The sequence below is a fragment of the Xenorhabdus sp. SGI246 genome (genome assembly GCF_040838225.1).
GTDB classification, from domain to species: Bacteria; Pseudomonadota; Gammaproteobacteria; order Enterobacterales; family Enterobacteriaceae; genus Xenorhabdus; species Xenorhabdus indica.
In genome coordinates this window covers 10314-34577 of record NZ_JBFPEZ010000047.1, presented here as the reverse complement: position 1 = coordinate 34577, position 24264 = coordinate 10314, and the positions used below count along the sequence as shown (strand labels likewise).

The 24264-nt window shown below is 52.7% G+C and carries 2 protein-coding genes; both read left to right on the top strand.

The window, feature by feature from the left end; translation table 11 throughout:
* Nucleotides 1-22: 22 nt before the first annotated feature.
* On the top strand, nucleotides 23-217 hold the full coding sequence (locus ABLA85_RS11535; protein ID WP_367964231.1) for a hypothetical protein: 195 nt from the start codon (nucleotides 23-25) through the stop codon (nucleotides 215-217).
* Nucleotides 218-846: 629 nt separating this feature from the next.
* Nucleotides 847-24138, top strand: a complete 23292-nt coding sequence (locus ABLA85_RS11530) for a non-ribosomal peptide synthase/polyketide synthase (RefSeq protein WP_367964229.1) — start codon at nucleotides 847-849, stop codon at nucleotides 24136-24138.
* Nucleotides 24139-24264 lie beyond the last annotated feature (126 nt).

The following is a 24264-nucleotide window of genomic DNA, read 5'->3' as shown; positions in this document are numbered from 1 at the left end:
TATTCCAGCGCATTCAGTACTTATGCCCCGGATGTCGTGCTCTACCGCAGTTACGATAGAACTGGAGTTGGTGAAAAAGGCTCTGGGGCGCAGTGTTAAGCAACTGGTCGATCTAATCGGCCAGTTGCCTAAATTGTTTTTGGAAGCAATCTATTTGTCAGTGATTGTTTTATTCATCTATCACATGATGCAGGTGGATCTTGGCAAACATCGATGACAGGATTGAACTTTGCAGACACCCTCGCACATTGCTGAATATCTTTTTACCCATTATGACCTTTGTCTCAGGCTGTAAGATATTTCTGAGCGTTTGAAATATTGCATCAAAGAATAAACTAACTGTAATACATCTTATTGTATTGATTGTTACTTTTTTCATGTTTTTATAATTAAATAACAAGAGGTGAAATTAATTTTTATTGATGATTTTTAATCATCACTATAAATGCAATTGTATTTATAAAATAATTTCAAATGGAATTATTCTTAAGATAAGATATTTTTTATTTATTAGGTTGTTAATTGTAGTCAATAAAAAATGAATAAGTTCATCTAAAAAAATAAAAGTGAAGACAGAATATTTCATTCTGATTTACCAAGTTAATTATTTATTCCATTGTTAGATAAATTGTTATGGCATTAATGTTTATTAATCAGAAATTAAACTATGGAATTTAAAAACCTGATAGAAAATACCAACTAAATATCCTGAACAACGTTTTATGCATGAGTTATATTTCTCTCCAGTCAAATGAATAAAACAAAAAGCAAGAAAAAATATTTTTGATGATCCAACAGATTGATCATTTTCAAACAACTAACAGATTCGTTGAGATGAGGTAATAAATGAAAGATAACATGGCTACAACGGGAAATAGTCTTAATGGTGAAGCACTTTCTGGAATAAATACCCTGCAATTACTCACACCCAGTGAATTATTTTGGTATCAGCGTCTTATCGCTTTACACCCCCTCCAGTTACCTTTCGACATTCCCCATAAGATTGTAGAACCCCGTTGGGCAATCAGCCATTGGCAGTCCCCGTCTCTCCAAAAGGGTCAAGAGGCACCATGGCGAATAGTGTTGCAGGCATTTGTTATCTATCTTGCGCGCCTGTCTCAGCAATCTGCATGCCAAATCGGCTGGAGTGCTGTATTAAATGATAACCGGACAAATCTGGCTTCAGTGGTGCCCATGAACATTGAAGTAGCACGGGATAAGCCATGGCGAAGGATAGCTGACGCGGTTGATGATGAACTTGCCCGACTGGCGCAACATCAGACATTCAGTCGTGACCACCTTTCCCATTTACTTTCACTGCATGCCATTCCTGAATTAAACACTTATTATCCGTGGCCTGTCACTGTTTCGGTAATACAGGATGGCAGACCGTGTGATCAACAGGCGTCGGGGGAATTGCTGACATTTCAGATAAATGAGCAAGGTGGTTTCCGTTGGATTTATGATGAAAATCGCCTGAGCGGGGAAGTGATTGCGCGCATGGATGATCATTTACAAATGTTGCTGTTATCAAAAGGAAGAAGTGATGATATCCCCCTTGGGCAGCTTAATTTGTTGCCGGAGGCGGAACGGACATTGTTATTAGAAACCTGGAACGCCACAGAAACTACCTATCCGGATCAGTCATGTATTCATCAGGTATTTGAGCAACAAGCGGAGAAGACTCCACAGGCAACAGCTCTGATAGTGGGTGATAAACACCTGAGTTATCAAGCGCTGAATACACGAGCGAATCAACTGGCTCACCAGCTTATCAAACAAGGCGTTTGTCCCGGCGATCATGTTGTGCTTCTGTTCGAACGCTCTATCATGCTGGTGGTGGCTCAACTGGCGGTGCTTAAAGCTGGTGCGGTTTACGTTCCCCTTGATCCTACTGTACCGGATAAACGGAAAAATTGGCTGATCAATGACTGTGCCGCCAAATTGTTACTCACTGATACACAGACAGCGATCCCGACTGACTTAGTTGTACCGCTGCTTCGTCTTTCCGATGGGAGCAATACAAGCAGTGAGCAACAGAGCGTTAATCCTGATTTGCCGCGTGCCAGCACCGAATTAGCCTATATCATGTACACCTCCGGCTCGACGGGCACCCCGAAAGGAGTACTGGTGCCACACCGTGCTGTGGTCCGGTTGGTTATCAATAATGGCTATGCGGCCATTGAACCGGATGATCGTGTGGCTTTTACCGCGAACCCGGCTTTTGATGCCAGCACCTTTGAAGTCTGGGCACCGTTGCTTAACGGAGGGGCGTTGGTAGTGATTGATCACACCACCTTATTGACGCCGGTAGAGTTAGTCCGGGTTTTACAGACCCACCATATCACAGTTCTTTGGTTGACCATCGGGCTGTTTAACCGGCTGGCGCTAGAGTTGTCCGTGGTGCTGCCGCAGATAAAAACAGTGATTTTCGGCGGTGATATCCCCGATTTATCGGTAATTGCTCAGGTTCTGAAACATCGTCCGCCGCAACAACTTTTGCAGGCTTATGGCCCGACGGAAGGCACTACCTTTACAACAATATATCCTATTGAGGTGCTGGAAGAAGGTATGATCCGGCTTCCCATTGGCCGGCCCATCGCCAATACACGGATTTACCTGCTGGATAGTGATGGTCAGCCCGTACCGTTGGGGGCGATTGGTGAGATTTATGTGGGGGGGGACGGGGTAGCCTGTGGCTATCTGAACCGACCTGAATTAACAGCGCAACGTTTCCTCATCGACCCGTTCAGTGATAACCCTGATGCGCGTTTGTACCGCACCGGGGATTTAGCGCGTTACCGCCCAGACGGTAATCTGGAGTTTCTGGGCCGTAACGACCAGCAGGTGAAAATTCGTGGTTTCCGTATTGAGCCGGGGGAAATTGAGGCCCGGTTGGCTGAGTATCCGGCAGTGCGTGAGGCGGCCGTACAGGCGCTGGGTGATGGAATGGACAAACGGCTGGTGGCCTATGTCGTGGCAGATATGGATGAAGAATTGGTTAACAGCCTGCGTACCCATCTGAGTGCGGTTTTACCGGATTATATGGTGCCGGTGGCCTTCGTGCGTCTGGACGCGTTTCCGTTGACGCCGAACGGTAAACTGGATCGTCGGGCACTGCCAGTACCGGACAGTGAGGCATTTGCCCGGCAGATCTATGAAACCCCGCAGGGGGAAACTGAAATAGCACTGGCAGCGATTTGGGGTGAATTACTGGGCATGGAACAGATCAGCCGCCATGACAACTTCTTCGCGTTGGGGGGGGATTCATTACTCGCTGTACATATGATTGGTCATCTGCATCAGCAGGGATTGGCACTGACAGCGAGTGATTTATTCCAGTCGCCGGTGTTATCCGAACTGGCGAAAAGGTTGGGGCAGCATCAGACCATCGAAATCCCGCCCAATGTGATTACTCCCGCAACACAGCAACTGACACCAGCCATGTTGCCGTTAGTGGATTTAACCCAGGCAGATATTGACCATATTGTTGAACAAGTACCGGGCGGCGTGGCGAATATTCAGGATATCTACGCCTTATCACCTTTGCAGGATGGTATTTTGTTCCACCATTTATTGGCACGGAAAGGCGATCCGTATCTGTTGACCGTCCAGATGATTTTTGCTGATCGGTCTTTATTGGATCGTTATCTGACAGCGATGCAACGGATCATTGAGCGACACGATATCTTACGTACCGCCTTTATCTGGCAAAACATATCCGTGCCAGTACAGGTCGTCTGGCGTCATGCTGCCTTATCAGTGACCGAGTTGACGCTGGATCCGGCTGATGGCCCAGTCATTGATCAGTTAAACCGGCATTTTGATCTGCGCCACTATCGTCTCGACTTGGGGCAAGCTCCGCTCCTGCATTTTGTCGTAGCGCAGGAAACGGATGGTCGCTGGTTCTTACTGGAATTGCACCATCACCTGATTGGTGACCATGAAGCACTGGAAATGATGCACCGTGAAGTACAGTTATACCTGACAGGGCAAGAGGAAAATCTGCCTGTACCGATGCCGTTTCGCAATCTGGTGGCCCAGTCATGGTTGAGAGAAAACCAGGCAGTCCATACCCGTTTCTTTTCTGAGATGTTAGCCGAGGTGAAAGAGCCGACACTGCCGTTTGGTTTGACAGAGGTACATCGCGATGGTTCACAGGTAACGGAATCTCACCAAATGTTAACGCCTGAACTGAATGACCGCCTGCGTAGTCAGGCCCGGCAATTAGGCGTCAGTCTGGCGGCCTTGTGTCATCTGGCGTGGGCTCAGGTGTTATCACGCACCAGCGGACAAGAAAAAGTGGTATTCGGCACGGTACTGTTTGGGCGCATGGCTGCGGGAGAAGGGGCAGACAGTGGGATGGGACTGTTTATCAATACCCTGCCGTTGCGGCTGGATATGGATAACACCCCGGTACGGGACAGTGTGCAAACCACCCATCACCGGCTGGCGGGATTATTAGCCCATGAGCATGCGTCACTGGTGCTGGCTCAACAGTGCAGCGGTGTTGACCGTGGTACGCCCCTCTTTAGTGCTTTGCTGAATTACCGCCATAATGTTTTATTGGGTATGTCTGGTGAACTGGTCAGCGGGATTGAGTTTGTTGGTGAACAGGAACGGACCAACTACCCTTTTGCACTGTCAGTGGAAGATTTTGGTGACGCTCTGGGCTTGACGGCGCAGGTCGTGCAACCGTTTGAGCCGGCGCGGATATGCGGCTATATGCAGCAGGCACTGGAAAGTCTGGTGGACGCGTTGGAACAGGCGCCGGAAACCCAGGTACGGCAGTTGGACATCTTACCGAAAACAGAACGCACGCTGTTATTAAAAACCTGGAACAGGACGGAAACCGCTTATCCTGCGGCGTTGTGTATCCACCAGTTGTTTGAACAGCAGGCGGCGAAAACGCCACAGGCCACCGCGCTGCTCTATGAAAACCAGACACTTAGTTATGCGGAATTAAATGCCCGGGCTAATCGGCTGGCGCATCAGTTAATGACATTAGGCGTAGCGCCTGAGCAACGGGTTGCCATTTGCGTGTCACGCTCATCAGCCATGGTGGTCGCATTGTTGGCTGTCTTAAAAGCCGGTGGAGCTTATGTACCGTTGGACCCGGCTTATCCGGGAGAGCGTCTGGCCCATATTCTGAAGGATGCGTCGCCGGTTCTTGTGCTGGCGGATAATACTGGCCGGACAGCATTGGGTGAGCCCGCACTGGCAGAACGGACAGTACTTGACCCGAATACTAGGTTTGACCAGCCGGATAGTAATCCGCAAATACCGGCATTGACTTCACATCATCTGGCCTATGTGATTTATACTTCCGGTTCGACCGGCACCCCAAAAGGGGTCATGGTAGAGCATAGGGGAGTAGTCAATCTGGCTTTGGCTCAAATCGCCCGATTTAAAGTTAATGGATCTAGCCGGATATTGCAGTTTGCTTCATTGGGTTTTGATGCCAGTGTTTGGGAAATAATGATAGCGCTGAGTAGTGGCGCCAGTCTGGCTCTTCCTGCCGACACGATTCGTCAGGATCTGCGTCGTCTCTGGTATTATCTGGAAGAGCAGGCGGTGACGCACGCCTGCCTCCCACCCGCCCTGCTAAGAGAAGGAACCGACTTACCGGAGATAGCAATAAGGCCAACATTGGTACTGGCTGGTGAAGCGCCTAATGCGGCTTTGCTCCAGGCACTCAGCAGCCGGACAATACTGTTCAATGCTTATGGCCCAACAGAAATCACAATATGTGCCACAGTCTGGCGTTGTCCGTCAGATTATACAGAGACAGTGGTTTCTATTGGGCGCCCTATTGCTAATACTTGCCTTTATCTCCTGGATATTCATGGTCAACCGGTCCCATTGGGAGCAGTGGGGGAGTTATACATCGGTGGTGCGGGTGTCGCGCGGGGTTACCTTAATCGCCCGGAACTGTCGGTTGAACGCTTCTTAGCTGATCCGTTCAGTGATAGCCCGGATGCACGCATGTACCGCACCGGGGATTTGGCGCGTTACCGACCGGACGGTCATCTGGAATTCCTCGGCCGTAATGACCAGCAGGTGAAAATTCGCGGCTTCCGCATTGAACCGGGGGAAATAGAAGCCCGGCTGGCTGGTCACCCCATGGTGCGTGAATCGGTGGTGTTGGTGCAGGGAGAAGGGCAGGATAAGCGCCTGGTGGCCTATGTTGTCACAGAAACGGGGGGCACAGAAACGAAGGCAGCGGGAACGGATGAGGGGCTGGCAAACAGCCTGAGAACGCATCTGAGCGCAGCTTTACCGGATTATATGGTGCCGGCGGCTTTTGTGCGTCTGGAGGCGTTTCCTTTGACACCCAACGGTAAGCTGGATCGCCGGGCGCTGCCGGCCCCGGACAGAGAGGCCTTTGCCCGGCAAATCTATGAAGCTCCGCAGGGAGAAACAGAAAACACGCTGGCAGCGATTTGGCGGGAAATCTTAGGCATTGAATCGATCAGCCGGCATGATAATTTCTTTGCCCTGGGCGGTCATTCACTGCTGGTGGTGCGGATGATGAACCGAATAGCGGTGCTAGGGGTCGAATTGCCGTTGCCTGTGCTGTTTAGCACGCCTTCTTTGGCGGCCCTGGCTGAGACGGTGCAGGCGCGAATTGATAAACAAGATCATGTCGTGCCGGCCATTATGCCCGTCTCCCGTGAGGGGATATTGCCATTGCCATTGTCATTTGCACAACAGCGTTTGTGGTTCCTGACTCAGTTTGAAGGCGTCAGTGAAACGTATCATATCCCCATGGCGTTACGTTTACGGGGTGAACTGAATATCGCAGTTTGGCAGCAGGCCCTGAATGCATTATTTGCCCGCCATGAAGCGCTGCGCTCGGTCTTTGTTTCCGTTGATGGTCAGCCTCAAATCCGCCTGCTGGCAGCGGATCACGGGTTACCCTGGGTTCAGCATGATCTGCGTGGACACCCGGATGCCGAAGCCGCACTGGAACGGCTGTGCGCGGAAGCAATGTCAGCACCCTTTGAGCTCAATCGGGGGCCGCTTATCCGGGCGATGCTTATCCAGCTTACCGATAGCGACTATCAGTTTTTGCTGACTCAACATCATATTGTATCCGATGGCTGGTCGGTCAATGTGTTGGTACATGAATTGAACACACTCTATACGGCTTTTCTGGCCGGGCAGCCGGATCCTTTGCCGCCACTGGCAATCCAGTATCCTGATTATGCGGTCTGGCAAGGGCAGTGGCTCTCCGCTGAGCGTATTCAGACGCAGTCTGACTATTGGCGTACAGTATTGGCTGACGCCCCGGTGCTGCTGGAGTTACCCACAGATCGTCCCCGTCCGCCTGAGCAGTCGTTTGCCGGGCAGGCTTTGCCCATCAATTTAGATGCGGAATTAACGGTGGCCCTGAAACGCCTGAGTGCGCAGCACGGTGTCACCTTATTTATGACGCTATTGTCCGCCTGGACGGTAGTCTTATCACGGTTATCCGGCCAAACGGATATTGTGATTGGGATCCCCAGTGCCGGCCGTAATCGTCAGGAAGTGGAACCCTTGATTGGCTTTTTTGTCAATACGCTGGCGTTGCGCATGGGCGTTTCGGGTGAGTTGACGGTAGCGGAATTACTGGCACAAGTCCGGCAAACTGCGTTAGCGGCACAGGCGCATCAGGATTTGCCGTTTGAGCAGGTGGTGGAAATTGTGCAACCGCCGCGTCAGTTGGCCCATACGCCGCTGTTTCAGGTCATGTTTGCCTGGCAGAACAATGAGTACACAGACTGGACATTGCCGGGGCTGGTCGTGTCACCGGCTGAGCAAGCATTCGATATTGTCAAATTTGATCTCGAACTGAACTTGTCAGAGGAAGCCGGCAGGATTGTGGGTTATCTCGGTTATTCAACCGTACTGTTTAATCAGCCGACTGTTGAACGACACATTGGTTACCTGCACGCGGTGCTGCAAGCGATGGTGACTGATTATCAACAACAGATCGGGAAAATTGAAATGCTGTCGCCGGCAGAGCGCCGATTATTGCTGGAAACCTGGAACGCGACGGAAATGCCATATCCTGACACCTTGTGTATTCATCAATGCTTTGAACAGCAGGTAGAGAAAACGCCACAGGCGACAGCCCTGATAGCGGGCGATAAGACCCTGAACTACAGTGAACTGAATACATGGGCAAATCAATTGGCTCATCAGCTAATCGAACGGGGTGTTTGCCCCGGCGATCCGATTGGGCTGATGTTCGAGCGTTCCATCATGCTGGTGGTGGCGCAACTGGCCGTGCTTAAAGCGGGGGCCGTTTACGTCCCTCTGGATCCCAGTGTGCCGGATGAGCGGAAAAACGGGTTGATCAATGACTGTGCCGCCAAATTGTTACTCACCGATACACAGGCAGATATTCCGGCTGATCTGGCGGTGCCGCTGCTGCGTCTTGCTGATGAGAGCAATACAAACAGTGAGCAACAGCGCGTTAACCCTGATTTGCCGCGTATCAGTACGGATTTAGCCTATATCATGTACACCTCTGGTTCGACCGGGATACCAAAAGGCGTGCTGGTGTCACACCGTGCCGTGGTTCGGCTGGTCATCAATAATGGTTATGCGGCCATCGAACCGGCTGACCGGGTGGCCTTTACCGCGAACCCGGCGTTTGATGCCAGCACCTTTGAAGTCTGGGCGCCGTTACTTAACGGCGGCGCGCTGGTGGTGATTGATCACACCACTTTATTGACGCCGGCAGAGTTAGTCCGGGTTTTACAGACCCACCGTATTACGATCTTGTGGCTGACCATCGGGCTGTTTAACCGGCTGGCGGCAGAGCTATCCCCGGCGCTGCCGCAGATAAAAACATTGATTTTTGGCGGCGATATCCCCGATTTATCAGTGATTGCCCAAATGCTGAAACATCGTCCACCGCAACAACTGTTGCAGGCCTATGGTCCGACGGAAGGCACCACCTTTACCACGATATATCCTATTGAGGTGCTGGAAGAAGGTATGATCCGGCTCCCCATTGGCCGGCCCATCGCCAATACGCGGGTTTATTTGCTGGATAGTCATGGTCAGCCCGTACCGTTGGGGGCGGTCGGTGAGATTTATGTGGGGGGAGACGGGGTAGCCTGTGGCTATCTGAACCGGCCTGAATTAACGGCAGAACGGTTCCTTATCGATCCGTTTAATGATACCCCGGATGCGCGCCTGTACCGGACCGGGGATTTGGCGCGTTACCGCCCGGACGGCAATCTGGAATTCCTCGGCCGTAACGACCAGCAGGTGAAAATTCGCGGTTTCCGTATTGAACCGGGGGAAATTGAAACCCGGCTGGCCGAGTATCCGGCAGTGCGTGAGGCGGCCGTACTGACACTGGGTGATGGCGCCGAAAAATGGCTGGTGGCTTATGTGATTGCGCAAGAGGAGAAGGAACTGGCAAACAGCCTGAGAACGCATTTGAGCGCGGTATTACCGGATTATATGGTGCCGGCCGCTTTTGTGCGTCTGGAGGCGTTTCCTTTGACACCCAACGGTAAGCTGGATCGCCGGGCATTGCCGGCCCCGGATGGAGAGGCCTTTGTCCGGCAGGCGTATGCAGCCCCGCAGGGAGAAACCGAAATGATACTGGCGGCGATTTGGGGTGAATTACTGGATATGCAGCGGGTCAGCCGCCATGACAGCTTCTTTGCGTTGGGGGGGCACTCTCTGCTGGCGGTGCGCATGATTGAGCGCCTGCGTCAGCAGGGATTGGCCCTGACTGCGCGAGAGTTGTTCCGGTCGCCGGTATTGTCCGATCTGGCACAAACAGTGGGGCAGCATCAGGCCATCGACATTCCGCCGAATGTCATTACCCCCGATACGCAACAACTGACCCCGGACATGTTGCCGCTGGCAGAGTTAACCCAGGCGGATATTGACCACATTGTCGGACAAGTGCCGGGCGGCGTGGCGAATATTCAGGATATTTATGCCTTATCGCCGTTACAGGATGGAATTTTGTTCCATCATTTACTGGCACACGAAGGGGATACGTACCTGTTGAATAGCCAGATGGCATTTGCTGACCGGACCTTGCTGGATTGTTATCTGGCGGCAATGCAACGAGTGGTTGACCGCCACGATATTTTACGTACCGCCTTTATCTGGCAAAACATATCCGCGCCCGTGCAGGTCGTCTGGCGTCATGCTGCCTTATCAGTCACTGAACTCACACTGGACCCGGCAGAGGGACCAGTGAGCCGCCAATTGGCGGCCCGTTTTAACATCAGTCATTATCGTCTTGACCTGAGCGGCGCGCCGTTATTGCGCTTTGTGGTGGCGCAGGAAGCGGATGGCCGTTGGATTGCCCTGCAACTACTGCATCACCTGATTGGCGACCATGAAACACTGGAAGTGATGCACCGTGAAGTGCAGGCTTACCTGACGGGGCAGGAAGAAAACCTGGCTGCCCCAGTGCCGTTCCGCAATCTGGTGGCGCAGGTTCGGTTGGGCGTCAGTCAGGCAGCCCATACGCGTTTTTTTACCGAGATGTTAGCCGAGGTAGAAGAGCCGACGCTGCCGTTTGGGCTGGCGGAGGTCCATCGTGATGGCACACAGGTGACGCAGTCCCACCGGCTGCTGACGCCGGAACTGAATGACCGCTTGCGTCATCAGGCCCGGCAGCAAGGGGTGAGTCTGGCGGCGTTGTGTCATCTGGCCTGGGCCCAGGTATTGTCGCGCACCAGTGGACAGGAAAAGGTGGTGTTCGGCACCGTGCTGTTTGGGCGCATGGCCGGCAGCGAAGGGACAGAGGGAGGAATGGGTTTGTTTATCAATACCCTGCCGTTACGGCTGGATATGGATGACACACCGGTACAAGACAGTGTACAGGCCACCCATCGCCGGCTGGCGGGATTGTTAATCCATGAACATGCGTCACTGGCGCTGGCGCAGCAGTGTAGCGGTGTTGAACGCGGTACGCCCCTTTTTAGTGCCCTGTTAAATTATCGGCACAATGATCAATCGAACCAGTTGGATAATACGCTGAAGGGGATTGAGTTATTAGATGGACAAGAGCGGACCAACTACCCCGTTGTGCTGTCAGTGGAGGATTTTGGCGAAGCTCTGGGCCTGACAGCACAAATAGTGCAGCCATTTGAGCCAGAACGGATATGCAGTTATATGCAGCAGGCACTGGAAAGTCTGGTGGAGGCGCTGGAACAGGCGCCGGAAACCCCGGTACGGGCATTGGATATCTTGCCACAAGCGGAGCGGACTTTATTATTAACTACCTGGAACACAACGGAAACGCCTTATCCTGCGGCCTTGTGTATTCATCAATTGTTTGAACAGCAGGTGGTAAAAACGCCGCAAGCGACAGCCCTGATAGCGGGCGATAAGGTCCTGAACTACAGTGAGCTGAATACACAGGCGAATCAGTTGGCTCATCAGTTAATCGAACGGGGCGTTTGCTCCGGCGATCATATTGTGCTGCTGTTTGAGCGCTCCATCATGCTGGTCGTGGCGCAACTGGCCGTGCTTAAAGCCGGGGCCGTTTACGTCCCTCTGGATCCCAGGATGCCAGATGAGCGCAAAAACTGGCTGATCAATGACTGTACTGCCAAATTGTTACTTACCGATAAACAGACAGCGATCCCGGCTAACCTGATTGTACCGCTGCTTCGTTTTTCCGATGAAGATAAGACGGTCAGTGAGCAAAATAGTATTAACCCTGATTTACCGTGTGCCAGCACCGAATTAGCCTATATCATGTACACCTCTGGCTCCACCGGCACACCCAAAGGGGTGCTGGTGCCACACCGTGCTGTGGTTCGGCTGGTCATCAATAATGGTTATGCGGCCATTGAGCAAGATGATCGGGTGGCTTTTACGGCGAACCCGGCGTTTGATGCCAGTACTTTTGAGGTCTGGGCGCCGTTGCTCAACGGAGGGGCATTAGTAGTCATTGATCACACTACTTTATTGACGTCGGCGGAGTTAGTCCGGGCTTTACAGACCCACCGTATTACGATCTTATGGCTGACTATCGGGCTGTTTAACCGGCTGGTAGTAGAGTTGTCTCCAGTGCTGCCGCAGATAAAGACGCTGATTTTTGGCGGTGATATCCCCGACTTACCGCTGATTGCTCAAGTGCTGAAATATCGTCCGCCGCAACAACTTTTGCAGGCTTATGGCCCGACAGAAGGCACCACCTTTACAACAATGTATCCTATTGAGTCTCTGGAAGAGGGTATGATCCGGCTCCCCATTGGCCGGCCCATCGCCAATACCCGTGTTTATCTGCTGGATAGTGAGGGCCGGCCCGTACCGTTAGGGGCGGTCGGTGAGATTTATGTGGGGGGAGACGGGGTAGCCTGTGGCTATCTGAACCGGCCTGAGTTAACGGCGGAACGGTTCCTTATCGATCCGTTTAATGATACCCCGGATGCGCGCCTGTACCGCACCGGGGATTTGGCGCGTTACCGCCCGGACGGCAATCTGGAATTCCTCGGCCGTAACGACCAGCAGATGAAAATTCGCGGTTTCCGCATTGAACCGGGGGAAATAGAAACCCGGCTGACAGAGCATCCGGCGGTGCGTGAGGCGGCCGTACTGGCACTGGGTGATGGCGACGAAAAATGGCTGGTGGCTTATGTGGTCGCGCAAGAGGAGAAGGAACTGGCAAACAGCCTGAGAACGCATCTGAGCGCGGTATTACCGGATTATATGGTGCCGGCGGCTTTTGTGCGTCTGGAGGCGTTTCCTTTAACGCTAAACGGTAAACTGGATCATCGGGCATTACCGATACCGGATGCAGACGCCTTTGCCCGGCAGGCGTATGCAGCCCCGCAGGGAGAAACCGAAATGACGCTGGCAGTGATTTGGCGTGAATTACTGGGCATTGAGCAGGTCAGCCGCCATGACAGCTTCTTTGCGTTGGGGGGGCATTCGTTGCTTGCGGTGCGCATGATTGAGCGCCTGCGTCAGCAGGAGTTGGCACTGACGGTACGGGAGTTGTTCCGGTCGCCGGTATTGTCCGAGCTGGCACAAACAGTGGGGCAGCATCAGGCCATCGAAATTCCGCCGAATGTGATTACCCCCGATACGCAGCAACTGACTCCGGCCATGTTACCACTGGTGGATTTAACCCAGGCGGATATTGACCACATTATCGGACAAGTGCCGGGCGGCGTGGCGAATATTCAGGATATTTATGCCTTATCGCCATTGCAGGACGGTATTTTGTTCCACCATTTACTGGCACATGAAGGGGATCCGTACCTGTTGAGTGGCCAGATGGCGTTTGCTGACCGGACCTTGCTGGATCGTTATCTGGCGGCGATGCAACGGATCGTCGACCGGCACGATATTTTACGCACCGCCTTTATCTGGCAAGGGGTGTCCGTGCCCGTGCAGGTCGTCTGGCGTCATGCTGCTTTATCAGTCACTGAACTCACACTGGACCCGGCAGAGGGGCCTGTCAGCAGTCAACTGGCGGCCCGTTTTAACGCCAGTCATTATCGTTTTGACTTGAGTGACGCGCCGTTATTGCGCTTTGTGGTGGCGCAGGAAATAGATGGCCGTTGGATTGTCCTGCAATTACTGCATCACCTGATTGGCGACCATGAAACGCTGGAAGTGATGTACCGTGAAGTGCAGGCCTGTCTGACGGGGCAAGAGGCGAGTCTGGCTGCGCCCGTGCCATTCCGTAATCTGGTGGCGCAGGTCCGGTTGGGCGTCAGTCAGGCAGCCCATACGCGTTTCTTTACCGAGATGTTAGCCGAGGTGGAAGAGCCGACACTGCCGTTTGGGCTGGCGGAGGTGTATCGTGATGGCACACAGGTGACGCAGTCCCACCGGCTGCTGACGCCGGAACTGAATGACCGCTTGCGTCATCAGGCCCGGCAGCAAGGGGTGAGTCTGGCGGCGTTGTGTCATCTGGCCTGGGCTCAGGTGTTGTCACGCACCAGTGGACAGGAAAAAGTGGTGTTCGGCACCGTGCTGTTTGGGCGCATGACCGGCGGTGAAGGAGCAGACAGTGGGATGGGGTTATTTATCAATACCCTGCCGTTGCGGCTGGATATGGATAACACTTCGGTACAGGACAGTGTACAGGCCACCCATCGCCGGCTGGCGGGATTGTTAACCCATGAGCACGCGTCACTGGCGCTGGCGCAGCAGTGTAGCGGTGTTGAGCGCGGTACGCCCCTTTTTAGTGCTCTGTTAAATTATCGGCACAATGATCAATCGAACCAGTTGGATAATACGCTGGAGGGGATTGAGTTATTAGACGGTCAGGAGCGGACCAACTACCCGTTAACATTATCAGTGGAGGATTTTGGCGAAGCATTGGGCCTGACAGCACAAATAGTGCAGCCATTTGAGCCAGAACGGATATGCAGTTATATGCAGCAGGCGCTGGAAAGTCTGATGGACGCCCTGGAACAAGCCCCGGAAACCCCGGTACGACAGTTGGACATCTTGCCACGAGCGGAACGTACACGGTTATTAAAAACCTGGAACAAGACGGAAACCGCTTATCCTGAGACATTGTGTATCCACCAGTTGTTTGAACAGCAGGCGGCGAAAACGCCACAAGCCATTGCTCTGGTCTATGAAAACCAGACGCTCAGTTATGCGGAATTAAATACCCAGGCTAACCGGCTGGCGCATCAGTTAATGGCTCTGGGTGTGGAGCCGGGGCAACGGGTTGCTATTTGCGTGGCACGTTCACCGGCCATGGTGGTTGGGTTGCTGGCTGTCTTAAAAACAGGAAGCGCTTATGTGCCGCTGGACCCGGCTTATCCGGGAGAACGCCTGGCTGATAATCTGAGGGATGCTGAGCCGGCGATAGTGCTGACCGATAATACTGGCCGGACAGCCTTGGGTGAGCAAGCATTGGCAGGACGAAGGGTACTTGATCCCAATATCTTATTTGAACAGCCAGATAGTAACCCACAGATACCGGTATTGTCTTCACGCTGTCTGGCGTATGTGATGTATACGTCCGGCTCGACGGGTCGGCCAAAAGGGGTGATGGTAGAACATGGTTCTTTGGTGAATTTATATGCAGCACTGACAAAGCGTGTTTTTACCAATTCATCTGCACCTTACCGGGTTAGTCTGAACGCCAGTATTTCATTTGATGCATCACTGCAAAATTTATTAAGTCTCTTGAATGGCTATACACTGGTCATTGTGCCACTAGACGTGCGAGTTGATGGAGCAGCCTTATTACAATTTCTCATTAAGGCTGACCTTGACGTATTGGATTGTACGCCAATGCAATTAGAGATGTTATTGGCTGCGGGCATATGTCAGCATAAAAAAGCTTTAGTACTACTGGTTGGTGGTGAAGCCATATCAACACAAACCTGGCAGACTGTAATCGGTATCCCACAACTGACTGCCTATAATGTCTATGGTCCAACGGAATGCACAGTGGATGCAACACTGGCACATATAGGCCCAGAGCATCCTTACCCAATAATTGGTCGCCCATTAGATAATACCCGGCTTTATTTACTGGATAATTTTGGTCAGCCTGTGCCATTAGGCGTCGTGGGAGAACTGTATATTGGTGGGGCAGGAGTAGCAAAGGGTTATCTGAACCGCCCTGAGTTAACCGCCGAACGTTTTCTGGCTGATCCGTTCAGTGATTCCCCGGATGCGCGGATGTACCGCACCGGCGATTTAGCGCGTTACCGGCTGGACGGCAATCTGGAATTTCTGGGCCGTAATGACCAGCAGGTGAAAATCCGCGGCTTCCGCATTGAACCGGGGGAAATTGAAGCTCGATTGGCAGAGCACCCGGCAGTGCTTGAATCAATCGTGTTGGCGCAGGGAGAAGGGCAGGATAAACGGCTGGTAGCTTATGTAGTTACAGAAACGGAAACGGATGCAGGGCTGGCAAACAGCCTGCGTACCCACCTGAGTGCAGTTTTACCGGATTACATGGTGCCGGCCGCCTTTGTGCGTCTGGACAGCATTCCACAAACCCCGAATGGTAAGTTAGATCGCCGCGCCCTGCCGGCCCCGGAGGAAGATGCTTTTGCCCGGCAAGCGTATGAAGCCCCGCAGGGGCCAATGGAAATCACATTGGCGGTAATTTGGGCAGAATTACTGGGTATTGAGCAAGTCAGCCGGCACGACAGTTTCTTTGCGTTGGGCGGGCATTCGTTGCTTGCGGTGCGTATGATTGAGCGCCTGCGTCAGCAGGGATTAACACTGACAGCAAGGGATTTATTCCGGGCGCCGGTGTTGTCTGATCTGGTGCAAATGTTGGGACGGCATCGGGCCGTCGCAGTCCCGCCGAATGTGATTACCTCCGATACGCAGCAACTGACTCCGGCGATGTTACCGCTGGCAGATTTAACCCAGGCGGATATTGACCACATTGTCGGACAGGTGCCGGGCGGAGTAGCGAATATTCAGGATATCTACGCCTTATCCCCGTTGCAGGATGGGATTTTATTCCACCATTTACTGGCACGGGAAGGGGATACCTACCTGTTGAGTGGCCAGATGGTGTTTGCTGATCGCGCGTTGCTGGATCGTTATCTGGCAGCGATACAACGTGTGGTTGATCGCCACGATATTTTACGCACCGCCTTTATCTGGCAAGGTGTATCCGCACCCGTGCAGGTCGTCTGGCGTCATGCCCCCTTGTCAGTGACGGAGCTTACACTGGACCCGGCCGATGGGCCTGTTGGCAGGCAACTGGATGAACGTTTTAACATTAATCAATATCGCCTTGATCTGAGTCATGCACCGTTATTGCGCTTTGTAGTGGTGCAGGAAGCGGATGACCGTTGGATTGTTCTGCAATTACAGCATCATCTGATTGGTGACCATGAAACACTGGAAGTGATGCACCGTGAAGTGCAGGCTTACCTGATGGGGCAGGAAGAGAGCCTGGCTGCCCCAGTGCCGTTCCGCAATCTGGTGGCGCAGGTCCGGTTGGGCGTGAGTCAGACAGCCCACACCCGTTTCTTTACTGAAATGTTAGCGGAAGTGACAGAACCGACCCTGCCATTTGGGCTGGCGGAGGTCCATCTTGATGGATCGCAGGAAAGGAAGTGTTACCGATTGCTAACGCCGGAACTGAATGACCGCTTGCGCCATCAGGCCCGACAGCATGGAGTGAGTCTGGCCGCCTTATGTCATCTGGCCTGGGCTCAGGTATTGTCGCGCACCAGTGGACAGGAAAAAGTGGTGTTCGGCACCGTGCTGTTTGGGCGTATGAGCGCGGGAGAAGGGGCAGACAATGGGATGGGCTTGTTTATTAATACCTTACCGTTGCGGCTGGATATGGATGATACCCCGGTTCGGAACAGCGTACAGGCCGCCCATCGCCGGCTGGCAGGATTATTAGCTCATGAACATGCGTCACTGGTGTTGGCACAACAGTGCAGTGGCATTGAACGCGGTACGCCCCTCTTTAGTGCTCTGCTCAATTACCGGCACAATAGTCCCTCAGCACCGTCAGATAATACATTGGCAGGCATTGAATTTTTAGATGGCAAAGAACGCACCAACTATCCCTTTGTATTGTCAGTGGAGGATTTTGGTGATGCACTGGGATTGACGGCGAGTGTGGTGCAACCGTTTGAGCCGGCGCGGGTATGCGGCTATATGCAGCAGGCACTGGAAAGTCTGGCAGACGCGCTGGAGCACACCCCGGATAGGCCAGTACGGACATTGGACATCCTGCCGCAAGCGGAACGTACACAGTTGTTAAGCACCTGGAACGCAACGGAAACGCCATATCCTGACACATTGTGTATTCATCAGTGGTTTGAACAGCAGGTGGCGAAAAACCCGGATGCTACTGCCCTAGTGTGTGAAGCTCAGACCCTCAGTTACGCTGAATTAAACGCCAAAGCCAACCAATTAGCCCATCAGTTAATTGAACTGGGTGTTAAACCGGAACAACGGGTCGCGATTTGTATGTCAAGGTCACCCGCAATGGTGATTGGGTTATTAGCTATACTGAAAGCAGGTGGGGCCTACGTTCCTCTGGATCCCGCTTATCCGACCGATCGGCTGGTGTATATGCTTGAAGATGCCGCCCCCATTGTAGTACTAACCCAAACCGAATGGGTTGACCGGCTAGCCAACATGGTGCCCACGGTGGTACTTGATGCTCAGACAGCATTCTTGATGTCACATTCCACCGATAACCCAGATGCTCAGGCGTTGGGACTGACATCACATCATCTGGCCTATGTGATCTACACCTCCGGCTCTACGGGCCTGCCCAAAGGCGTAATGAACAGTCATCGCGCCTTGTGTAACCGCTTATTATGGTTCGTTCGCGATATCGTAACGGTGCCATTGGTGGGGGCACTGAAAACCAACATCAGCTTTGTTGATTCCGTCACCGAGATGCTGAGCGTATTGTTGTCCGGTGGCAAACTGGTCATTTTCAGTGATCAGGTAGTGAAAGATCTCGATTATTTCTGTGATGGTTTACGCCGTTTTGACGTCAATTATCTGGTGCTGGTGCCCTCGTTACTAAAACACTTAATTCAAGTCCATGGCGATAAGTTAAAATCCATCAGGACGCTGGTTTGCAGCGGAGAACGGCTGGCGCCTGAACTGGCCCGACAAGTTGTGGCAGATTACCCCTGGCTGCGTCTGTTAAATTTTTATGGTTCATCCGAAATTAATGGTGATGCTACCTGGTATGAATACAAGGCTCAGACCGGGATACCGGAAGTATCAGTAATTGGCCGGCCAATCGCCAATACCCGCATCTATCTTCTCGATCCTGCTGGACAGCCTGTCCCTCTTGGCGTAATCGGAGAAATTTATATTGCCGGTGCCGGCGTGGCTCAGGGTTACCTAAATCGCCCTGAATTAACGGCTGAATGTTTCCTTCATGATCCATTTAGTGGTAGCCCGGATGCGAAGATGTACCGCACCGGGGACTTAGCCCGTTACCGGCTGGATGGTAATCTGGAGTTTCTGGGCCGTAATGACCAACAGGTGAAAATCCGCGGCTTTCGGATTGAACCGGGGGAAATTGAAGCCCGGTTGACAGAGTATCCGGCAGTGCGTGAGGCGGCAGTACTGGCGCTGGGAGATGGAACAGAGAAATGGTTAGTGGCTTATGTGGTTGCACAAGAAGAGGAGGGGTTGGCGAACAGCCTGAGAATACATCTGAGCGCGGTTTTACCGGATTATATGGTGCCGGCGGCCTTTGTACGTTTGGATGCGTTTCCACTGACGCCGAACGGTAAGCTGGATCGCCGGGCGCTGCCAGCCCCGGACGGTGACGCCTTTGCCCGGCAAACCTATGCAGCCCCGCAGGGAAAAACCGAAATGACGCTGGCAGCGATTTGGGGTGAATTACTGGGCATTGAGCCAATCAGCCGTCATGACGGCTTCTTTGCACTGGGCGGGCATTCGTTGCTTGCGGTACGTATGATTGAGCGCCTGCGTCAGCAGGGGTTAACATTGACAGCGCGGGAATTGTTCCGGTCGCCGGTGTTGTCCGAACTGGCGCAAACATTGGGGCAGCATCAGACCCTGGAAATCCCACCGAATATGATTACCCTCGAAACGCAGCAACTGACTCCGGCCATGTTGCCGCTGGCAGATTTAACCCAGATGGATATTGACCACATTGTCAGGCAAGTCCCAGGGGGGATAGCAAATATTCAGGATATCTACGCCTTATCGCCGTTGCAGGACGGTATTTTGTTCCATCATTTACTGGCACACGAAGGGGATCCGTACCTGTTAAGTGTCCAGATGGCATTTGCGAACCGCGCGTTGCTGGACCGTTATCTGGCGGCAACGCAACAGATAGTTGAGCGGCATGATATCTTACGCACCGCGTTTATCTGGCAAGGGATATCAGTTCCGGTGCAGGTCGTCTGGCGTCATGCCTCGTTGTCAGTGACAGAGCTGACGCTGGATCCGGCTGATGGCTCGGCGATTGACCAGTTAAGCCGTCGTTTTGATCCCAGCTATTATCGTCTTGATCTAGGCCAAGCCCCGTTATTGCACTTTGTAGTAGCGCAGGAAGCCGATGGTCGTTGGATTGTTCTGCAATTACTGCATCATTTGATTGGTGACCATGAAACGCTGGAGGTGATGCACCGTGAAGTGCAGACCTGCCTGACAGGACAGGAGCAGAGTCTGGCGGCGCCCGTACCGTTCCGCAATCTGGTAGCACAGGCCCGCTTGGGCGTGAGTCAGGCAACCCATACCCGTTTCTTTACCGACATGCTGGCTGACGTGGAAGAACCAACACTGCCGTTCGGGCTGGCGGCGGTCCATCTGGATGGATCGCAGGAAAGGGAATTTTACCGCTTGCTAACGCCGGAATTGAATGACCGTTTGCGTCGTCAGGCCCGGCAGCAGGGAGTGAGTCTGGCGGCGTTGTGTCATCTGGCCTGGGCCCAGGTATTGTCGCGCACCAGTGGACAGGAAAAAGTGGTATTCGGCACCGTATTGTTTGGGCGTATGACCGGAAGCGAAGGGACAGAAGGAGGAATGGGGTTATTTATCAATACATTGCCATTGCGGTTGGATATGGATGATACTCCAGTTCGGGACTGCGTACAGACCGCCCATCGCCGGCTGGCGGGATTATTAGTCCATGAACATGCGTCATTGGCGCTGGCGCAGCAATGTAGCGGGGTTGAACGTGGTACGCCGCTCTTTAGCGCACTGCTCAATTACCGGCACATCAATTATCAGCACATCAATTACCAACATAATAGTCTCTCAGCGCTGTCGGATGACACACTGGCAGGCATTGAATTTTTAGATGGCAAGGAACGCACCAATTACCCCTTTGGGCTGTCGGTGGAGGATTTTGGTGACGCATTGGGATTGACGGCAAGTGTGGTGCTGCCATTTGAGCCGGAGCGGATATGGGGCTATATGCGGCAGGCGCTGGAAAATCTGGCGGATGCGCTGGAGAACTCACCAACTAAGCCAGTGCGCGCATTGGATATTCTGCCGCAAGCCGAGCGGACTTTATTGTTAGGTAACTGGAACGCGGCAGAAACCACTTATCCTGAAATATTGTGTATCCACCAACTGTTTGAACAACAGGTAGCGAAAACCCCGCAGGCCACGGCACTGGAGTATCAGGGACAACGCTTGAGTTACGCTGAATTAAATGCCGGGGCTAACCGGCTGGCGCATCAGTTGATTGAGTTAGGGGTAGAGCCAGAGCAACGGGTCGCCATTTGTGTGTCACGCTCACCGGCCATGGTGGTGTCCCTCTTGGCCGTACTGAAAGCCGGTGGGGCTTATGTGCCACTGGATATCACCTATCCGGCAGAGCGTCTGGTTTATATTCTGAGTGACAGTACACCATCGGTAATATTAGCGGATAAGGCCGGGCAGTCCATATTGGGTGACAAGGTACTGGCTACCATTCTTGACCCGACAGTGCCACCGGATCAACCGGACTGCAACCCACAGGTTCCGGTGTTAACGCCGCAGCATCTGGCTTATGTGATTTATACATCGGGTTCTACCGGCAAGCCGAAAGGGGTGATGGTGGAGCATCAGGCGATTTATCAGCGTACTTTGGCAGTGAATGAATTGTATGGTGTGACGGAACAGGATCGGGTATTGCAGTTTGCGGCATTTGCCTTTGATGTCGCTGTCGAGGAATGTTTCTCGTCACTGTGTCACGGTGCCACGCTGGTGGTCCGCGATGATAGCTGGCTGGCTTCTATGCCGGAATTTATTGCATTAGTCCGGGAAAACCGTATCACGGTGCTGTTCTTGCCCACGTTATTCTGGTCTGAACTGGCGGGCAGGGACAAAGGATTACCACTGCCAGACGTGCTCAGGCTGATGATTATTGGTAGCGAGGCTGTCCAGAAAAAAGCCCTTCAGGATTGGTTTGCCCAGGCGGCTCACCGTCCCCGGTTATTAAATGCTTATGGTCCGACAGAAAATACCGTGACCGCCACCTGTCAAGAAATCTTCTCCCCCGACGATGACCGGGCTATCGGCTGGCCGCTCAGCAATACTCGTATTTACTTGCTGGACAGCCACGGACAACCAGTGCCATTAGGTGGTGTGGGGGAAATCTATATTGGAGGTGAGGGAGTGGCGCGGGGGTATCTGAATCAACCTGCCTTAAGTGAAGCCCGCTTTATTCCCGATCCCTTTAGCCCCGCACCGAAGGCACGGATGTACCGCACCGGTGATATGGCCCGTTACCGGCCAGACGGCAGCCTGGAATTCCTCGGCCGTAATGACCAGCAGGTAAAAATTCGCGGTTTCCGTATTGAACCGGGGGAAATTGAAACCCGCTTGCTGGAACACCCGGCGGTGCAAGAGGCGGTCGTGCTGGCACGGGATGACGGGCAGGGTAAACGGCTGGTAGCTTATATCGTGGCGGAAACGGGGATAGCAGAAGCCGATAAAACGCTGGTTAACAATCTGCGTACCCACCTGAGCACGGTGTTACCGGATTATATGGTGCCGGCGGCCTTTGTCTGTCTGGACAGTTTCCCGCAGACTCCGAATGGCAAACTGGATCGCCGGGCTTTGCCTGCCCCGGATGGCGACGCCTTTGTCCGGCAGATTTATGCAGCCCCACAGGGGGAAATGGAAATTGCGTTGGCAGCGATTTGGCGGGAAGTCTTAGGGATTGAACAGATCAGCCGACATGATAATTTCATTGCGTTGGGCGGCCATTCATTGCTGGTAATGCAGGTAATGAACCGAATAGCAGCTTTAGGGATAGCATTGCCACTGAGTGAACTGTTTAGCTCTCCTTCTTTGGCGGCTCTGGCTGAAAAACTTCATAGCCGGTTTGAACAACAAAACACATTGCCCCCCATTCTGCCTCTCTCCCGTGAAGGGGTGCTGCCACTGTCATTCGTTCAAGAGCGCTTGTGGCTCCTGACTCAATTTAAAGGTGTCAGTGAACGCTACCATATGCCGCTCGTGTGGCATTTGCGTGGGCAACTGGATATCGCAGCCTGGCAACAGGCACTGAATGTGTTATTTGCCCGTCATGAAGCCTTGCGCTCGATCTTTGTTTCTGTTGACGGTCAGCCTCAGGTCCGCCTGCTGGCGGCAGACCGCGGACTGCCGTTGGTTCATCATGACCTGCGTGAGTGCCCGGATGCCGAAACAGCATTGGAACGCTTGCGTATTGAGGAGGTATCTGCGCCATTTGATCTCAGCCGAGGCCCGCTTGTTCGAACGATGCTTATCCGGCTGGCGGATGACGATTATCAGTTTTTGCTGACACAGCACCATATTATTTCCGATGGCTGGTCAGTGAAAGAGGTGCTGATAGCTGAACTGAATACGCTCTATACGGCTTTTCTGTCCGGGCAACCGGATCCTTTACCCGCGCTGGCGATCCAGTACCCTGATTATGCAGCCTGGCAGCGGCAGTGGTTTTCCGCTGAACGTATGCAGGCACAAGCTGACTATTGGCGCACAGCGTTGGCTGATGCACCGGCTCTGCTGAATCTGCCGACAGATCGGCCACGCCCGTCTGAGCAGTCGTTTGTCGGGCAGGTTTTACCCATCAATTTAGATGCGCAATTAATAGCCGCCCTGAAACGCTTGAGTGCGCAGCACAATGTCACGTTATTTATGACATTATTGTCTGCCTGGACAGTGGTCTTATCGCGTTTGTCCGGTCAGGAAGATATTATTGTTGGCACTCCCAGTTCTGGCCGCAGTCGTCAGGAAGTGGAGCCATTAATTGGATTCTTCGTGAATATACTGGCGTTACGCACGAGGGTTTCGGGTGATTTGACGGTAGCGGAGTTGCTGGCACAAGTCCGGCAAACCACGTTAGCGGCACAGGCGCATCAGGATTTGCCGTTTGAGCAGGTGATGGAAAGTGTGCAGCCGCCACGCCGGCCAGACCATACATCGTTGTGCCAGGTGATGTTTGCCTGGCAGGATTATGAAGATCCCCACTGGACACTGCCGGGGCTGACAGTGTCATCGGTTATTCATGATTTAAATATTATTAACTGTGATCTCGAAATAGCGTTTTTTGAGGAGAATGGCGTGGTTGCCGGGGCGATCAATTATGCCACGGCCCTGTTTGATCAATCGACCATAGAACGGCACATTGACTATTTTCTTATTGTGCTGCAAGCCATGGTGAATAACCCTCAACAACAGATTGGAGAAATGGATACTCTGAAAATGACAAAGCAATAGTATTAATTTAACTTGATGATAAAAATCCGGTATCGATGGTTAATACCGGATTTTTTTAGATACCTCTTTAATATGTCATTTTTTATTTCAATGCGTTGTAATTTATTTTTAAGTACACGTATTTTA

Coding starts and splice junctions, on each gene's coding strand:
- ABLA85_RS11535 (WP_367964231.1), top strand. CDS start 23: ATGCCCCGGATGTCGTGCTCTACCGCAGTTACGATAGAACTGGAGTTG.
- ABLA85_RS11530 (WP_367964229.1), top strand. CDS start 847: ATGAAAGATAACATGGCTACAACGGGAAATAGTCTTAATGGTGAAGCA.